Annotated in this window: 15 protein-coding genes; 10 read left to right on the plus strand and 5 right to left on the minus strand. The window is 37.6% G+C overall.

Features of this window, described 5'->3' with window-relative positions:
- The 3 genes from CALSC_RS26210 to CALSC_RS02590 all read left to right on the plus strand — a co-directional run.
- Positions 1-226: hypothetical protein (locus tag CALSC_RS26210; RefSeq protein ID WP_159460552.1), on the plus strand; the 226-nt coding region annotated here is incomplete at its 5' end.
- 88 nt (positions 227-314) lie between these two features.
- Complete coding sequence (locus CALSC_RS02580; RefSeq protein ID WP_235006657.1) at positions 315-1,388, plus strand: zonular occludens toxin domain-containing protein; 1,074 nt, start codon at positions 315-317, stop codon at positions 1,386-1,388.
- Positions 1,389-1,632: 244 nt separating this feature from the next.
- Complete coding sequence (locus CALSC_RS02590; protein WP_088239865.1) at positions 1,633-2,058, plus strand: hypothetical protein; 426 nt, start codon at positions 1,633-1,635, stop codon at positions 2,056-2,058.
- Here the strand turns inward: CALSC_RS02590 and CALSC_RS02595 are convergent.
- From CALSC_RS02595 to pheS, 3 genes are all read right to left on the minus strand, one after another.
- Positions 2,042-2,626 carry a Panacea domain-containing protein gene (locus tag CALSC_RS02595; protein ID WP_088239866.1) on the minus strand — a complete coding sequence of 195 codons (585 nt, stop codon included), beginning with the start codon at positions 2,624-2,626 and terminating at the stop codon, positions 2,042-2,044. The two genes, CALSC_RS02590 and CALSC_RS02595, sit on opposite strands and share 17 nt — an antisense overlap.
- Before the next feature lie 174 nt (positions 2,627-2,800).
- A complete protein-coding gene (locus tag CALSC_RS02600; RefSeq protein ID WP_235006656.1) occupies positions 2,801-3,211 on the minus strand; it encodes a type II toxin-antitoxin system HicB family antitoxin in 411 nt (136 codons plus the stop codon).
- A 212-nt stretch (positions 3,212-3,423) separates the two neighbouring features.
- Complete coding sequence (pheS, locus tag CALSC_RS02605) at positions 3,424-4,425, minus strand: phenylalanine--tRNA ligase subunit alpha (RefSeq protein ID WP_088239867.1); 1,002 nt, start codon at positions 4,423-4,425, stop codon at positions 3,424-3,426.
- Between the two features lie 363 nt (positions 4,426-4,788).
- Here pheS and CALSC_RS02610 point away from each other — a divergent pair, with 363 nt between their 5' ends.
- The 5 genes from CALSC_RS02610 to CALSC_RS02630 all read left to right on the plus strand — a co-directional run bounded on the left by CALSC_RS02610 (position 4,789) and on the right by CALSC_RS02630 (position 13,514).
- The gene (locus CALSC_RS02610) at positions 4,789-6,027 is read left to right on the plus strand and encodes a P-loop NTPase fold protein (RefSeq protein ID WP_088239876.1); all 1,239 of its coding nucleotides are present in this window, start codon (positions 4,789-4,791) and stop codon (positions 6,025-6,027) included.
- Positions 6,024-9,713 carry an nSTAND1 domain-containing NTPase gene (locus tag CALSC_RS02615; protein WP_088239868.1) on the plus strand — a complete coding sequence of 1,230 codons (3,690 nt, stop codon included), beginning with the start codon at positions 6,024-6,026 and terminating at the stop codon, positions 9,711-9,713. The genes CALSC_RS02610 and CALSC_RS02615 overlap by 4 nt, the downstream gene beginning before the upstream one ends.
- Before the next feature lie 76 nt (positions 9,714-9,789).
- A complete protein-coding gene (locus CALSC_RS02620) occupies positions 9,790-10,287 on the plus strand; it encodes a DUF4079 domain-containing protein (protein ID WP_088239869.1) in 498 nt (165 codons plus the stop codon).
- A 76-nt stretch (positions 10,288-10,363) separates the two neighbouring features.
- Entirely contained in the window at positions 10,364-12,721 is a 2,358-nt protein-coding gene (locus CALSC_RS02625; RefSeq protein WP_088239870.1) for a ComEC/Rec2 family competence protein, read from the plus strand.
- Positions 12,722-12,875: 154 nt separating this feature from the next.
- Entirely contained in the window at positions 12,876-13,514 is a 639-nt protein-coding gene (locus CALSC_RS02630; RefSeq protein WP_088239871.1) for a DUF1361 domain-containing protein, read from the plus strand.
- 612 nt (positions 13,515-14,126) lie between these two features.
- Here the strand turns inward: CALSC_RS02630 and CALSC_RS02635 are convergent.
- Complete coding sequence (locus CALSC_RS02635; RefSeq protein WP_088239872.1) at positions 14,127-15,173, minus strand: metal ABC transporter solute-binding protein, Zn/Mn family; 1,047 nt, start codon at positions 15,171-15,173, stop codon at positions 14,127-14,129.
- 56 nt (positions 15,174-15,229) lie between these two features.
- On the opposite strand from CALSC_RS02635, the gene CALSC_RS02640 reads away from it, so the two are divergent.
- Both CALSC_RS02640 and CALSC_RS02645 read left to right on the plus strand, forming a co-directional pair.
- Positions 15,230-15,961: a metal ABC transporter ATP-binding protein gene (locus CALSC_RS02640; protein ID WP_088239873.1), complete on the plus strand. Its 732-nt coding sequence runs from the start codon at positions 15,230-15,232 to the stop codon at positions 15,959-15,961.
- Positions 15,962-15,963: 2 nt separating this feature from the next.
- Positions 15,964-16,839: a metal ABC transporter permease gene (locus CALSC_RS02645; RefSeq protein WP_088239874.1), complete on the plus strand. Its 876-nt coding sequence runs from the start codon at positions 15,964-15,966 to the stop codon at positions 16,837-16,839.
- Positions 16,840-17,073: 234 nt separating this feature from the next.
- Here the strand turns inward: CALSC_RS02645 and CALSC_RS02650 are convergent.
- Positions 17,074-17,674 (minus strand): cation transporter (locus CALSC_RS02650; protein ID WP_088239877.1); only part of this gene is annotated, 601 nt, incomplete at its 5' end.

The following is a 17,674-nucleotide window of genomic DNA, read 5'->3' on the forward strand; positions in this document are numbered from 1 at the left end:
AGGTGTACTAGCCTTTATTCCCTCTGACAAATTAGTTTTGGGATTAGCTCTCCAACCTGGAGAGTACACAAATCCCGTCAGCTACGAACAAGTTTTTGAGTCTTCACATGGTTCAAAAGTTAAAGGATATGGCAAGCCTCATACATCTGATCAAGCTTTGGATAAGCAGCATGAGCAAGTTGAATTGATATTCAAGAATATGCGTAGTCAATCGCCACTTTGGTGAATGGGATGATGGAGGATATGGGGAAGCCAAGCATACTTGCATATTTGGTCAAAATGGATCTGGTAAAACGGTTCTTGCTTTATCGGTAATTGTTTGCCAACTAGCGGCTAATCCACAGCAAGGTTGTTTAATTCCTGATACCGCAGGAGATATTGCTAGAGGTGGTTCCCACTCTAAAGGAGATTTTAAGTTCAACTTTATTGAGTTACTTGAAAAAGCAGGGCGAAACCCTGAGTATATTCCTATTAACGAAGTCAGATTAACAAGTAAAAACTCGTTTAAACGGCTGCTGAATCCTGTACTTCGACGGATTTTCAATATGCACGGTGAAAAATCCCAGCAACTGGCAGACAAAGTGACAGAAGAATTATTTGATAAAGAAGTTGACTTAGCTATTGCTCAACCTGCCAAAGTGCTTGATGAAGTTATTGATAAAATCTCCTCAAATTACACTGGTGCAAAGCGTAAGGAAAAGCTAAATGAAGCTGAACAGTTAAAAACTAACACTGCCCAAAATCGTTCTTGGGTTCGTGCCTACACTAGTGGTGTCATGAAGTATTTTGAAGGCAAATACAGCATTGATGAGCTAGTCAAAGGATTTATGGATCAAGGGCGCATCATCCTTATTAATATGGCTATTCTTTCAGAATCAGACCAACACTATGTAATGTATGAAATTTTTAGCAAAATCAAGCGTAAAGCTGAAGCTGACTTTAAGGCTCGTGGGACTACCCGCAATGGCTTAGTGGTTCTAGATGAAGGTCCGCGTTGGGCTCCACAGCACGGTGATGATGAAGTGACAGAGGTAATTCGTGATGCTTTTAATACGACCCGCAAACTAGGAATCGGTTGGACGATTATCTCCCAAAGAATTACTGCCATTAGTAAGGATATTATTGCCCAGTGTCATACAAAGTATGTAGGACGAGGTATGGGTATTGGTGCTGACCGCGACTATATGAAAGAGTTCTTTCGTGAAGATGGACTAGTAGCATACGAACAACTTTCTCTGCGAGGGGGCTTTTTTTGGTTAGCAGCTGGGCATCATGTAAACTATGGCATGGGGTCGCAATATGTGGCATTCGAGACGTTTGGTGGTGATGCAACACAAGCATTAATGGACGAAAATCCCCACATTTGGCGCAATAAAAGCAAACATTAAAGTCTTTGGCTCTGACTTTGATTAGCGAACCTACAAAATGGTTAGCCCCAGAATATCAAAACAGGAAGAGGGACTTTTGCTTCAAAGGCTGTTGTTGCCTTTGAAGATCTGTAAATTGCTAGATATTAATGAGGATTTTCAACAAATTGCAAAAGAGATGGTTCACATAGAAAGAGATGAAGCAAAGAAGATTATATCCAAAATGGTATCTAAGATTCAATCTCAGGTTGAGTGAGCTAAATGTATGAGCAATATGAATCAAAAAATTTGCGCTGGTAGAACTTTCCACCTTGCTACACCGCCAAAAGGGACTCCGCACCTTTGGATAATTTTAACCGATATTAATTATGAAAATTGTGGTGGGGGAGTCATAACTGAGACAGTCGCAATAGTTAATCTCACAACTAAAAGATCAAGTAGTGATACGACTACAATTTTAGATGTTGGAGACCATCGCTTTATAAAATGTGAGACCGTTGTCGATTATGCGTATGCTATGGTAGTGGAAGTCAATCAAATAAAAAAATACATCGAAACAGGATATTCTCGCTTCGATGATGATTGTTCAGAGGATTTATTAGATGCAATTCAGAAAGGAGTACTGGAATCACCCTATACTCCTGAGGATGTTGTAGACTACTGCCAAGAATGTTTTAGAGATTATTGGTAGTGAATATCTTCGCAGCAAAACAAGCATGGGAAATTTCTTTTTCAATACATTCAATCTCTTCTTCCGACTTGTTACCAGCTTTGAGAATATCTCTATAAGAAATTGGTATTGCCGAATTAGATGGATCTTTCCATTCTGGGAGGATAGAGTGAAGAAGATCCACTAGCTCCCACTCATCATAATGCCCGTATTTTTGGAAGATTTTATTCAGTAATTCCCGTTCTGCCTTGGATAGTTTCTTGATATCGCACTCTTCACGCAAAGAGACATCGTAATTTTCAGGCACGGAAATATACTTATACAATGAGCCCTGTGAATTATACCTATCCCTATCCTTTATTTTGTTGAGAGTGTTGCTCAACACCGGGCCTTTATCTAGAAAGAAGTATGAATCGTAGGTAATAGGCTTCCCCCAATCTAGTAAAGCTTGTCGCTCCGCTAAGTACATGAGTTTTATCAGCTTCATGTAATTAACTGTTCCACCACAAAGTTTGATAAAGATAGCTGCAACTTGCGATGCCTTCTCTTCATTAAAAACTGGTTCAATGTGTGTAGATTTTTGCAACACTATAGTCAACTTCCCCAATCAAAGAAGGATTTTAGCAATTAGATTAATTGCCACTAACTCATTATAGTTTGAATCATCAACAGTTATTGCAAAGCTGTAATAATAGTTGAATCTTCTTTACAAATTTCTCCAATAGTCAGGTTTTGCATTTTTTATACCTATATCCGCAATTTCTCAAGCATTTTCCAACGATTCCCCTTTTAGATAACATTCCAGTGCATCCGTCACCAACTTATTGAGATTCACCCCTCGTTGTTGGGCAAATAACGCTGCTTGACGGTGAAGTTGGCTACCTACACGCACATTAAAACAACCTTTAAACGGCTTCTCAGGCTCAATACCTTTTTCCTCACAGAGAGCCAAATAATCATCAATCGCTGACTCAAAACTAGCCCTCAGACTAGCCACGTCTTCCCCTTCAAAACTGATTAAACTGCGGATATATTCCACCTGTCCGTAGAAAATTTTATCGTCATCACTATAGTGAATAGACCCGAAATAATCCTTGTATTGCATCATGTTATTCATAGCAATTCTTCCCCTTGGAAAATTTCGAGAATCTGTTTCCAATAATGTTTGCAACATATAAATTCTTCGTAGGGGCACGGCATCCACAATCTTTCAATATATAAAAGTATCTTACTGGTGCCGTGCCCTACCCATCTGTCCCATTCTTTTTTCAAAATGGTATTACATTATCCCATTAAGAAGAAGGAGAGGAAACAACAAATAATAGCCCAGGTTGCTGGGCTTCGTTCGTCTAGCGATACCCTTCTAGGATATTGGATAGATATTTATTAAAACTGCCTCAAAAACCTTAAATCACTAGCATAAACCCGGCGAATATCATCTAACTGGTGTAGCACCATCGCAAATCGCTCTACACCAAAACCAGCCGCAAAGCCAGTGTAAACTTCAGGATCATATCCCACAGCTTTTAATACATTGGGATCGACCATACCACAACCCATAACCTCCAACCAGCGACCATTCCACTGTAAATCGACCTCAGCAGATGGTTCCGTAAAAGGGAAATAACTAGCACGAAAGCGAATTGGTAAATCCCCAAACATCCCTTGTAAAAATACCTTAATAGTACCTTTGAGATCGCTGAAAGTTAATCCTTCATCCACCGCCAAAAGTTCTAATTGATGGAAAACCGCAGCATGGGTAGCATCAACAGTATCTCTTCGATACACCCTTCCTGGAGCCACAATCCGAATTGGCGGTTCTGACCTTTCCATATAACGAATTTGTACGGATGAGGTATGTGTCCTGAGTAGATTCCCATCTGGGAGATAAAAAGTATCCTGCATATCGCGAGCAGGGTGATCTGGTGGGGTATTTAATGCTTCAAAATTATAGTAGTCCGTTTCCATTTCTGGGCCAGAGGCTACGGTATAACCCATACCCACAAAAATATCTAATGCTCTATCTAGAGTTCCATTTATCGGATATATTTTACCTTGGGGTCGGTAAATACCTGGCATAGTTACATCCAAGCTTTCCGATTCTAATTGTGCTTGGATTTGTGCTGATTCTAGGGCGTGACGTTGCTTGTCCAGACTAGCTTGCAGAGCTTCCTTAACTGTATTAGCGATCGCCCCAATTTTTGGTCTTTCCTCTGCACTCAGTTTCCCCATACTCCGCAACAATGTACCCATTTGTCCTTTTTTGCCCAAATAGCTGACTCGCAGTTCTTCTAAGCTTTCCAGGGTATTAACGGCGGAAATTGCTTTTTCTCCTTCTTCTTGCAGTGCTAAGAGTTGAGCCTCCAAGTTGTTAGGCTGATTCGTCATTGCAGTTATTAGTTATCAGTGAGCGGTTATTAGTTATCCTATCGAGAAATCGCAGGGCTTACCTAAAAAATATAATTGAAAAATATCAGTGTTGAAATCATTGAAATCAAATATTTTATCGGCTTTGTCTGCGGCTTCCTTGAGTGGTACGCTCTGAGGTTTCAATTTTAGCGCCACAGATAGTAAACTTAATAATTCTTTAGAAGCATATTTTGAATCTTCTGTAAACTCATGTCAAACTTTAGTTAGGTAGGCTACTAATTTATAGAAATAAATATCACAATTTTCCCTGAGGGAAGAGAAATGGAAGGACAGGATTTGAGGGTATTTTTTAATTCGTCCAACCCCTCTAGGACTTTGGACATGGGGAACCCTGATGACCGAAAATATTATATAAATTTTTCTTCTGTACGTGGTAGCGAAATGATTGGGGAGCTAGGGCGAACAATCAAACTGTCAGATGAAAATACTTGTCAACTTTTTACTGGGCACATGGGGTGTGGTAAATCGACTGAATTATTGCGTCTCAAAGCTGATTTGAAAAATGACGGTTTTCATGTGGTTTATTTTGAATCAGATAAATATTTAGATGTAACAGATATAGATATTAGCGATATTCTGCTAGCAATTGCTCGTCAAGTTAGCGAAAGTTTGCAGAGAATCAAAATCGTACTTAGAGCTAATTATTTCGCTAACTTGTTTCATGAAATTACAGAATTTTTGCAAACCCCTTTAGAAATAGAAACAGCTGAATTATCTGTAGGTATTGCTAAAATTACTGCTGAAGCAAAAGAAAGTCCTGTTCTACGCTACCAGTTGCGAGAAATTTTAGAACCTCGAACAACCAATCTTCTAGAATCAATTAATCACGATATTTTAGAAAGAGCTACAGCTAAACTAAAAGAGCAAGGTAGCAAAGGATTGGTTGTTTTAGTTGATAATCTAGACCGTGTCGAAGCACGTTCAGTTCATTCAGAAAAAAATTTACAAGAGTACTTATTTATTGACAGAGGTGCTCAATTGCGGAGATTAAACTGTCACATAGTTTATACAATTCCTCTTGCTTTAACTTTTTCTAGTCATATCGAAACACTATCAAACTATTTGCAAGATCCTAAAAGACTGCCAATGATACCAGTAAAATTTCGGGATGGTAGTAATTATCAGGAAAGTATATTTTTACTATCACAAATGGTATTAGCAAGAGCATTTCCCAACTTAAACGAAACGCAACGCATTGAACGTATTACCGAGGTTTTTGATGTACCTGAAACGTTGGTACGATTATGTCAAATTAGTGGTGGTCATGCTCGGAGTTTGCTGAGACTGCTTTATCACTGTCTGCAAATGCAAGACCCACCTATTTCACGTAAATGCTTAGAAAACGCAATTATCACCCGACGAGAACAATTAAGAACCATACCTCAGGAAAGTGGATGGAATTTACTGCATCAGGTGTCGCAACAAAAATGGCTTGGTTCGGTACAAGCTGAGGAATTATCTTTACTACGGGACCAGCTTGTATTTGAATATCGAGATGCTCAAGGATATTGGTTTGATATTAACCCAATTTTGGCAGAAGCGCAGGAAATGAGAACATGAGTGATTTTAGACCAAATGATGACATCACTGCTTACAATCAGCAATCATTAGAATCTTTAAAACGAGCGATCATTCTTTCTAATCAAAACTTTGCTCTAATTCTAGCTAGTTGCAACTATAGAAATTTAAGTCAGCATATCTTCCAGCAACTTAAGCAAATTTGTGCTATTGAAACTCAAGATTTAACCTTAGATACATCGGCAATCACACTATACACCGCGATTCAAAGTAAACTGGAACATCAGCAACCTGAAGCATTAATTGTTTTTGGGTTGGACTCCTTGCATGATATAGATAAGGTTCTTGCTTCTACCAATAATGTTAGAGAAGAGTTCCGTAAAAATTTTTCTTTTCCCATAGTATTATCTGTAACAAAAACAATTGCCAAAAAATTAACTCGATTAGCACCTGATTTTGAAAGCTGGACAACGAAATTTGAATTTGAATTGACAAATGATGAGTTAATAAAAATTATTAAGCAAAGTACCGACAAATGTTTTGCTAAGGTGTTAGATATTGGCGCTCGTAAATTTATACCTCCATCTATAATTCTGGAAGCAATTACATGTCAAGAGATTGAATCGGCTCAAAGAGATTTACAAAATCGTGGTATAGAATTACAGCCAGAGTTGCAGGCGAAGTTAAACTTTGTTTTGGGTTTACGTGCTTATGCGAACAATCAGATGGAGCAATCTCGACAATTTTTTGAACAAAGTTTGATATTTTGGCAGAATAATAATCGCAGAAAACCTCAGGGATGTGTATTATATTATCTGGGTCTATGGTGGCGTAGATATGCATTTTTACATCAATCAGAATATGAAACAGCTTGTATTCAAGCCCAACGGTATTTTCAACTATGTATTGATGTATTAGAACAAGGCGAGCGTCCAGATTTAGCAGCTAAATTTATCAATGCCCTAGGTGAAGTTTTACAGAGACGCAAAGATTGGGAAAAATTAGCTACTGTTGCTAGAAAAGCAATAAACCTCCATAAAACATATCCAGATCCAATTAGACTCGCATATTCTTATGGTTTATTGGCTGAATTTTTATTGGAGTCAAAAGATTTTGTTGAGACTGAAAAAATTGTGAATAAGGCTCTGCAAATTATTAATAGTACTGAAGTCAATAATTTAATCCAAGAAGATATATATTTACAGAGGGAATGCCAAAATCATCAAGGTTGGTATTTATTACTTTTGGCTTATTTGCAAAAGGAACAAGAGCAAAATAAAGAAGCAATAGCCAATTTAAAAAAAGCTGAAAAAATAGGTTCCGTACTTGAATCTAGATTATATATTAATATTTTGGATAATTTACGCCATATTTATTTTATTGAAAAAGAGTATAGAGAAGCATTTAATATTAAACGTAAGCAATATTCCATTGAGCATCAGTACGGTTTGCGTGCGTTTATTGGCCCAGGTTACTTACAAAATATCAGGGAGGAAGACTGGTTTGTTAATGGAGTTTTAGAGAAAAAACATTTAGCAAATATAATATCTTTGGAAATTCAGGCTTCTGGTAGGGATCAAGATATTAAAAAATTGATACAAAGAATTAATCATCATCATTGTAAGCTAATTGTTATTTATGGTCCATCGGGAGTTGGTAAAAGTTCGCTCATAAATGTAGGATTAATTCCAGCATTAGAGGCAAAAGGAACTATAAGAGGTCAGTTAATTTTCCCTCCTATTTTGATTCGGAAATATAGCAATGGAAGATGGATTCAAGATATCAACCAATCTTTGATAGATAATATCAAAAAATTACGGCTTGATCAGGATATAAATGTATCTGCGTCTCCAATATCCCTAGAATCTATAATTGAACAATTAAAAATAAATAAAGATTTAAAACTAGTCACAATCTTAATATTTGACCAACTTGAAGAACTTTTCTTTGTTTGTAAGCAAAAAGTAGAGAAGTTTAAGTTTTATGATTTTCTGCAAGCAGCTTTAAGAATACCTTCAGTCAAAATAATTTTATCTATGCGACAAGATTACTGGCATTATTTGTTGGAATTGACTCGTATGCCACAAATGAATGTAATTAGCAATCATATTTTGAGTAAGGATAGTTTATACTACTTGGGTAATTTCTCGAAAGAGAATGCAAAATCTGTTATTCATGCATTAAGACAAAAAAGTCAACCACCTTTAGATAGAGAACTAGTTAATAAATTAGTAGAAGATTTAGCAGATGAGCTGGGAGAAATTCACCCCATTGAACTGCAAATAGTTGGAGCGCAGTTAGAAGAAGCGCAGTTAGAAGGATCTAAAATTACCACTATAGACCGTTACCTAACACGAGGTGTTGATGCTAAAAGTAGAATCAAAAATTTAGTTCAATTATGGTTAGGTAGAGTTATCAAAGACTGTGGTTATGATAACGAAGACGTTGCTTGGAAAGTGTTATATAAATTAACCCATGAAAATATCCGTACTATAAAGTCAATCAACGAGTTAGTAATTGCTTCTTCTGCGACATCATCTAAGTTACGTTCTAAACAAATTAAATTGATTTTAAGAGTATTTGTAGATTCAGGACTAGTATTAAAATTACGTGAAGATACTAAAGACTATTATCAGTTAGTCCATGATTATTTAGTATCTTATATTCGCGATGAGCATAGCCGCAGATTTGATGAAATAAGACAAAAAGTTGATAAATTGAGGAAGCAACTTTCAGAAAAAGATTTGTTTAAAAAAATCAATGCAGTTATTCAAATAGGTGAATTAGGTAATCTCCAGGGAGTAGAGTTGCTGAAGAATATATTAGAGAAAGAAGGTTTAGTACCAATTGGTTTGCGCTGGCATATTTTGAAAGCACTTTCTCAGATTAAAGGCTATGAAAGTATTGGATTAATCATTCAAAATGGTTTGAACGACAAACGAGAACCAGTAATTCAAGCTCATGCTGCTAATTTACTCGGACAACTCAAAGTTAAAAGAGCAAAAGATATACTCCTAAATAAATGTAGCCACGACTATCATTGCGTACGATTCCAAGCTCGCTGGGCTGTTACGCAGTTGGGAGAAGAAGTACCAGCATTAAAGTGTGAAGAATCAATACCATCAATGGCATACTTGTTAATTAAAGGGAATGTAGATACTTTAGAAAACGATGTCCTCCAGATCCAACAATTAAAGTCTCTGACTCCCAACAAGAATTTTGGGATTGTTGAATGTGGAGTGACATATGGTGATTTTGATTTTCTGATTAAAGTATTTGCTACCAATAGTGAATACCTAAATGAATTTATTTTAGAAACTATTCAAAATTTAGATTGGGTACAGTCAACCCGTACTTTTTATGTTATTAATGTGCCTCAAATGTACTATTGGAAGAGACAACCCCGTACTCAAGATACAAAATTTATATCATATATTATGATTAAGTCTACACCTCCTTTAGATTCTGCCAGTTTAGTTGTTAGTTTGATGGATATTCCTGAAGTCTCTGAAGCTGCTGCCGTATATGGGGAATTTGATGTCATTGCTAAAATTGAGGCAAGTTCATTAGAACTGAGAGATGCGATTTTGATCAAGAAAATTTCTAGAACACCATCTGTAGGGTCTACACATACCTATCCAGTTCTCGATCATCCTCATAATTCCTATTGGGATAATAGTGAAAATTTTCAGTTGAGTAGAGAATCTTTTATTGTAAGTGGCGAATAGCTGCTGTTTTACTTTACAAAACGTCATATACCAGTGTATGCCTGTAAACAGTGAGTGATATACAAGTGCGAGGCAAATTGTGGACATTACTGAAGTCTTAGAACCGATCGCCAGTTGGTTTCGAGGTATGGGTATTCCCTATCCCATAGTACATTGGGGACATCCAGCCATGATGGGAACTGTTATTTTTGTCATAGGTAGCTTTGTGGGATGGGCTGGTTGGCAAGGTAGGCTAGCAAAGGGAAAAGATGAAGACGCTGTGGTGAAAAACCTCAGTAACCATCGCAAAATTGCCCCTTGGATGTTTTTATTTCTAGCGCTGGGTTATACCGGTGGAGTACTATCTTTAGTAATACAGGAACAAAATGTGTTTGCAAGTCCTCACTTTTGGACTGGCTCAGTGGTGTTAATACTGTTACTGGTAAATGGAATAATTTCTCTCACGAAGTTTGGTGGAAACCAAGCAATGCTACGCACCCTTCATGCTTACTTGGGTAGTGCTGCACTATCTTTAATGGTGATACACGCTTTTCTGGGATTGAAGTTAGGTATGAGTTTTTCCGGTCAACTATAGTGAAAACGGTAAATAGTCTTGCAAAATTCATTACTTCACTTCAGACTATTCCCCAGATGATTTGGCGAGTGTTTTCATGATTCAGGCGAGTGGTGTAATTATTAGTCTTGGCTATATTTTAGGACTCCTGTGTACCGTTGTCCCTGGGAGTGGAATTTGGATGATTGGGTTGGGGGTGTTGGGAGCAATTGTATTTTCCAGGCGACGTGTTATCCGCCGACAAAAATCAAAATCAACCACCAATCCTGTAGCTCAAGAGCAAGCACCACCGCCTTTACCATCGGTCACACCCCGTCGTTATATCTGGTTAATCGCCGGTGTGGTGGGTTATTTAGCAAGTTTTTATTTACAATTTCGTCTTCCCCAACCAGGGGATAATGACATTAGTAAATTAGTACCGCAATCAAGTAATAATACACAAGCTCAATTAGTAATTGTACGTGGACATGTGGGGAGTACACCCCGCCTGACTCGCAGTCAAAAAGGACAATTTTGGTTAGAAGCAAACCAACTCAGTGAGGTAACTAATAATAAAAAACCTCCTAGTACGAGTAAAGCTGTTACAGGGAAGTTATATGTAACTGTGCCTATTCTCCAAGCTACGGGATTGTATCCAGGACAAAAGGTGGCTATTACTGGGGTTTTATATGCACCTAAACCACAATCTAATCCTGGTGGTTTTGATTTTCGCAAGTATTTACAACAACAAGGGGCATTTGCAGGTTTAAGTGGCAGACTTGTAAATGTGCTGGATAAGGAGCGTCAATGGGGATGGTGGGAAGTTAGGCGGGCAATAGTGCGATCGCACGCCCAACATTTAGGGGTTCCGTCTGGTCCCTTGGTCAGTGCTATGGTATTGGGTAGTAAGGCTGTGGATTTGCCTTATGATACCAGGGATTTATTTGTTAAAGCTGGTTTAGCCCATGCCATCGCTGCTTCTGGTTTTCATACTTCTTTATTATTGGGCTTGGTATTGGGTTTAACCAGGAGGACTAGTAGAAGTACGCAATTTACTGCTGGTAGTATTGCCCTGATTATTTTCCTCAGTTTAACTGGTTTTCAACCATCGGTACTCAGAGCAGTATTGATGGGATTTGCGGCATTATTAGGTATAGGATTAAGGCGCAAAGTGAAACAATTGGGTTCACTGTTATCAGTGGCGGTAATCTTGTTACTAGTTAATCCCCTGTGGATTTGGGATTTAGGATTCCAACTCAGTTTTTTTGCCACCCTAGGACTGATTGTGACTGTACCAGCAATCACTCGACGTTTACAATGGTTACCAACAGTGATCGCATCGATAATTGCTGTTCCCCTGGCTGCTACAATTTGGACGTTACCAATCCAGCTATCTGTGTTTGGAGTAGTACCCGGATACGGTATTCTCCTCAATATTATTAGCACCCCATTAATTACCATTATTAGTATTGGTGGTATGGTTAGTGCCATTATCGCCTTAATTTTCCCAGCCGGGGGAAGTGCAGTGGCTGGATTCTTACATTACCCCACGGATTGGTTGATTAAACTAGTAGAATTTTTTAGCTATTTACCGGGAAATTCTGTCACCGTGGGTAAAATAGCAATTTGGCAATTACTAACTGTGTATGCATTGATACTACTGGTGTGGTGGGTAAAATGGTGGCAAAAACGATGGTGGTTTGCTGGTTTGCTAGGTGTAATTTTCATAGTTCTCCCCATATGGCATACTAGCAATAACCTATTTCGGATTACCGTATTAGCAGCCGGAGAAGAACCAGTATTAGTTATCCAAGATAAAGGTAAGATAACAGTTTTGAACAGTGGCGAGCGCGGAACTGGAAAATTTGCAATCACACCTTTTTTACAACAGCAAGGAGTAAATCAAATAGATTGGGCTATATCCAGTAAATTTGAATCTAGTGATAGTAATTCTTGGCTGGAAATCATGGAAAAATTACCCATCAAAGTTTTTTTGGATTATTCTCCTACCCCAAAGATTGCTCTCACAACCACAGCTATTTACCAAGAATTAAAAAAGGGAAAAAGCACATATCAACCCTTATCAGTGGGACAAACTGTGAAAACTGATTCGGTGGTAACACAGCTAATCGATAAAGATATACCGATTTTGCAAATGCAAATTCGTGGACAGTTTTGGCTCTTTGTGGGAAATCAGAATCCAGCTAAGTTGGATAAATTAATTAAAGCCAAAAAATTACCTCGTCCCCAAGTATTATGGTACGCGGGAAAATCTCTGAAAAAGCTGCTGTCAGCATTGGAACCCCAAGTAGCTATTGTTGGAGCTAATAGTTTGAATTCGCGGAATTTATCAGCAATTAGTAAAATGAAAACTCAAATATTTTTTAGCAGTCGGGATGGAGCAATTCAATGGACTCCTGGAGGTAAACTTGAGTCATTCATTCAAGATAATGAGAATATAACCTCAGTATTGTGATATTTTGTGTATTTTTTACAACACCAGTCACTGATTATGATAGCTTCTGAATGCTTAACCCAATGTAACTTTTTTAATATTGTCTACATCTAGACATGACATCAAAATTTCCAAGGTAACTTAGTTTAAGAACATCAATTTACAGGGGAATATCATGGAATCTGTTCTTGGAAACGCCTTAAGAGTCTTTGAGAGACATAGTGGTTGGATTATCTGGAATCTATTTTTGGCTTTTATACCTTTAGCACTGAGTTTTTGGCTATTTCGGCGACGCACCAATTCTCGCTCCTTACTGTGGTGGCTAGCTTTAATTGTATTTATAGCCTTTTTACCGAATGCTCCTTACCTGCTAACAGATATTATTCACCTGATTAGAGCCACACGTATGGGATACTCGGTTTGGATTATTGCTTTAATTTTTATTCCTTTACATTTATTTGCCATTTTGAGCGGCTTTGAAGCATATGTGATATCTATAATTAATCAAGGTCATTATTTGCAAAGGCAAGGAAAAAGGCAATTTGTTTTACCTGCAGAATTAATGATTCATTTGCTCAGTGCGATTGGGGTTTATTTGGGTAGATTTAGACGATTCAATAGTTGGGATTTAGTTACCGAACCTGGTAATGTGATTGCAATTACTTTTGATGATTTAACGAGTAGATTTCCCTTAGTAGTTATTGCTATTACCTTTGTAGTTATTACAGTTGTTTACTGGTTAGTAAAGCAGATTACTTTAGGAATATTACTGAGAATACGTTATGTCAAGGCAAATAATGACTTATTGGAATAGAATTTTATGTATTTTCTTTACCAGTTGTAATCATGAATTATTATGGGGCGCTCTCTTCTGATATTTTCATGCTCTAATAAACAGATTTCATGCTGATCTAGATAATTTTTTGTTAAGGTGATGGACAACTATTTGACAATAATGTCTATATTTTCCATCTCCTTGCTTATGACTCCACTTTTGCATTTCTCTGCTTCAAGTTGCTGATGCCCAAGTTTCCGTAGTATAATTACGTTATAGCTCTTGAATTATAAGTCTTAAAACTTTTCTTCTATTAACAAGCAAAGTTTGCATATTGAGATTTAAGACTTAATTGAATTCATTATTTATAGTTTCATCATCAGAATACACTTGTCCATTAGTGCGATATTTAATTAAATCTTTGCAATTCTTATGATTATAGGATTACCAAAGCGAGTTAGGACATTTTTGAATGCTGAAACTCATTAACAGTAAACTTATTACTTATTCTTTATTAATTGTACGTAGCGCTATCAAGAGGGTTGATAGTAATTTCTCCATTACCCTTCTTGATACCACTATATTGCAAATGAATTGACTTTCCAAAGTCTATTCTAGTCATGGGAAAGTCTAATTAACATCAGATAGAAATTATTTCCTGGTAAAATCTGTATATTTGCCCCCCAAACCTTCGACAATTGTGCGGGTATTAGCAATCAACATTTTCTGATAAGTACTAGCTTCTGAGCCTTGCTCACCTAAACCATCAGCATAAATTTTTCTCTGAGAAACTTTGACATTTGCTTCTTTCGCAACTCTCTCAATTAATTTGGGATTTTGGGCATTTTCTGCAAAAATTGTGGGTACATTCTCCTTTTTAATTTTCTTCACCAGTTTACCTAATTTAGCTGCGGTGGGTTGTTCTTCTGTACTTAAACCTTCTAATGCACCTGCAAATTTTAAGCCATAGGTTTGGACATAATAACCCAAAGCATCATGGGTAGTAATTAACTGACGCTGCTTCGCGGGAATAGTTACAATTTGAGTTTTAATCCAACTATTTATCTGTTGTAATTCATTAGTAACTTTTTCACTATTCTTAACATATAATTCGGAATTTTTTGGAGATATTTTTTTCAAATTACTACTAATTACCTTCACCATATTTATCCCATTTTGGGCATTATGCCATACATGGGGATCTGCTACTTTTTCCTCTTTTTCACTATGCTTCTCTTCTTTCTCCCCATGATGGTGATGATGGTGATGTTCTTCAGTAATAATTGGCTTGGGTACTGCTACCTCATGTACCGCTATTTTGCTCGGTGTTTTACTCGCTTGTACTAACTTGATAATACTTGGTTCAAAATCGTACCCTCCATAAAGAATCAAATTCGCTGTTTCAATATCTTGGCGATCGCTCGGTTTAGGTTTATAAGTATGGGGGTCTTCTCCCGCAGCCACTAGGCATTTAAGATTGACGGTATCCGCAGCTATTTGTTTCGTTAGGTCGCACAATACACTAGTGGTTGCGACTACAGAAGGACGTGTATCTACTGATTTATCGGTGATTGTCGTGGTAGTACTAGAATTTTGTCTATTACTGGTAGAATTAGCTTCTGGTGTAGAACTACAACCAATTAAACCTATCCCCAATATCAAGGCTGCAAAGGCATTTAAGGGTATATTTCGGGACATAGTTTTAGCTATATAAAGCGATATAATTTTAATAACGATAATCATTATCATACAGTATGGTATTAGAGGTAGAGAATTTAAATGTTAATTACCGTGAAACAACAGCCTTAGAAAAGGTGAGTTTCTCTGCTTCTCCTGGAGAAATGGTAGGGATTATTGGTCCCAATGGAGGGGGTAAAAGTACCTTAGTAAAAGCGATATTGGGTTTAGTACCCATAGAGGGTGGAATAGTCAAATTCCGCGATCGCGCCATCAAAAAACAGATGCGTTCTGTAGCTTATGTACCCCAGAGAGCCCAAATTGACTGGGATTACCCGATTACAGTGTGGAATGTGGTGATGATGGCTCGGACTTTACATACGAAATGGTTGAGGAAACCCAGTCGAGAATCTCAGCAAATTGTCAAATCAGCTTTGGAACGGGTGGGGATGTTCAAGTGGCATTCTCGTCAAATTGGCGAACTTTCTGGAGGACAACAACAGAGGGTATTTTTAGCTAGAGCTTTAGCACAGCAAGCAGAATTATTTCTTTTTGATGAGCCATTTTCCGGGGTTGATAAAGCCACAGAATCGGTGATGTATGATGTTTTTGCAGAACTGAAGCAAAATGGCAAACTGCTGATGGTAATTACCCATGATTTAGGTACAAGTTTAACCAAATGTGATTCTTTATTATTACTGAATAAGCAAATTATTGCTAATGGCTCTTTTAAACAAGTAATTACCGCCGAAAATATCCAAAAAGCTTATGGAGGTAGTGTTTTGCTATTCACAGGAGAGGAAGTCTAATCATGTTGAATTGGTTATTAGAACCTCTGAGTTTTGGATTTATACGTGAAGCAATTTTAGTTGCGGTTTTATTGGGTATTCTTTGTTCCGTCACTGGTTCTTATTTAATAGTCCAACGCATGGGAATATTAAGTGATGTAATTGCCCATGCTGTATTACCAGGACTAGCAATTGCTTTTTTTCTGGGTATTGATATCTTTTTAGGGGCTTTTATCTCTGGAACTCTCAGCACCTTCGTCATTGCTTGGATTGAATCCCAATCCCGAATTAAAGTTGATGCGGCGATGGCTTTGGTTTTCTCTGGTTTTCTTGCTTTAGGTATTATGTTAATTACGGTACTAAAAAGTAAATTAGACTTGCATCATTTTTTGTTTGGAGATATTTTAGGGGTCACGACATCTGATGTTATTCGTACTTTATTTATTACCATTATCATTTTGTTTTTGGTCAGTTTTTTTTACAAGGAATTATTATTTTACACCTTCGACCCTATAGGGGCTCAAGTTATTGGCTTACCAGTAAATTTAATTCATCTTGGGTTAACCGCAGCAATTACTCTGACAATTATTGCTAGTATGCAATCTGTGGGAGTAGTGTTAGTCGTTGCTCTACTAATCGGGCCAGGAATTACTGCTTATTTATTAGTTAATGAGCTACATGAAATGATGATTTTAGGCTCTGTATTCGGGGCAATTAGTAGTATTAGTGGTTTATATATTAGCTATTATTTAAATGTCCCTTCCGGTGCTGCGATTGTTTTAGTTATTTGTGGAATTTTCCTGTTAACATTACTATTTAGTCCCTCCCAAGGTATTTTCACTCGTCCAGGGGGAATTTTTAATCGCTCTACTAAGATTTTACAGCGATTGCAACGATGAAAATATAGCAAAAGGCAGAAGGTCGTAGACGCGGTAAACGAACGTAGTCAAGCTTCTGAAGGGTAGGCATTCCCGATAAAAAAATTTCACCATCAAGGATGTATAGCCATATGGGCATTAAAGAAAAGCGCAGCTTGACGCGAAGCGTCAGGAAGAGGCAGAGGAGTAGGGAGCAGGGGGAGTGAAGCAAGTAGTTCAAGTCCAGAAATTGGGTAATTGATTTTTTGGTGTTCCCTAAGTCAAAGCTCTCCAAGACTGTGAAAGTACTTTCCCCGCCGACTTTGCAAAAACAAACGTTAGTAACAAACCTACCGCTAAATCCGGCAGTATCGAACCTGTCAGAAAAACTAATCCTGCTGCAACAAGAACGGAGATATTGGCAATGATGTCATTTCTCGAACATAACCACACAGAAGACATATTCAGATTATCCTTTCGATGCCTAGCTAATAATAGTAAACAGACTAGATTGGCAAGTAATGCTATAAATCCAATCGTGTTCATAATGCTTGCTTCTGGAGTTGCACCCAAAAAGAATTGATAGATTGCTCTAGCAAAGACTGTGATCGCAAACAAAAACATGATGGTTCCCTTGAGAAATGCTGACCCAGCCTGAGCCTTACTACCCTTATTAATGACATACAAACTGCTTGCGTAAACCAAGCTATCACCTAGCATCTCGAGGGAATCTCCAGTCAAAGACACTGAATCCGCACGAATACCTGCTCCAAACTCAACAACGAACATTACTAAGTTAATAAACAAAACTACCCAAAGAACGTTAGCTTGCTGTTTTTTCAACTTCGTTAGCTCGCAACCTTTGTTTTGACAGCAA

Origin of the sequence: Calothrix rhizosoleniae SC01 (genome assembly GCF_900185595.1) — a bacterium.
Lineage (GTDB): Bacteria > Cyanobacteriota > Cyanobacteriia > Cyanobacteriales > Nostocaceae > Calothrix_A > Calothrix_A rhizosoleniae.

Coding starts and splice junctions, on each gene's coding strand:
- CALSC_RS02590 (WP_088239865.1), top strand. CDS start 1,633: ATGAGCAATATGAATCAAAAAATTTGCGCTGGTAGAACTTTCCACCTT.
- CALSC_RS02600 (WP_235006656.1), bottom strand. CDS start 3,211: ATGTTGCAAACATTATTGGAAACAGATTCTCGAAATTTTCCAAGGGGA.
- pheS (WP_088239867.1), bottom strand. CDS start 4,425: ATGACGAATCAGCCTAACAACTTGGAGGCTCAACTCTTAGCACTGCAA.
- CALSC_RS02610 (WP_088239876.1), top strand. CDS start 4,789: ATGGGGAACCCTGATGACCGAAAATATTATATAAATTTTTCTTCTGTA.
- CALSC_RS02615 (WP_088239868.1), top strand. CDS start 6,024: ATGAGTGATTTTAGACCAAATGATGACATCACTGCTTACAATCAGCAA.
- CALSC_RS02625 (WP_088239870.1), top strand. CDS start 10,364: ATGATTCAGGCGAGTGGTGTAATTATTAGTCTTGGCTATATTTTAGGA.
- CALSC_RS02630 (WP_088239871.1), top strand. CDS start 12,876: ATGGAATCTGTTCTTGGAAACGCCTTAAGAGTCTTTGAGAGACATAGT.
- CALSC_RS02635 (WP_088239872.1), bottom strand. CDS start 15,173: ATGTCCCGAAATATACCCTTAAATGCCTTTGCAGCCTTGATATTGGGG.
- CALSC_RS02640 (WP_088239873.1), top strand. CDS start 15,230: ATGGTATTAGAGGTAGAGAATTTAAATGTTAATTACCGTGAAACAACA.
- CALSC_RS02645 (WP_088239874.1), top strand. CDS start 15,964: ATGTTGAATTGGTTATTAGAACCTCTGAGTTTTGGATTTATACGTGAA.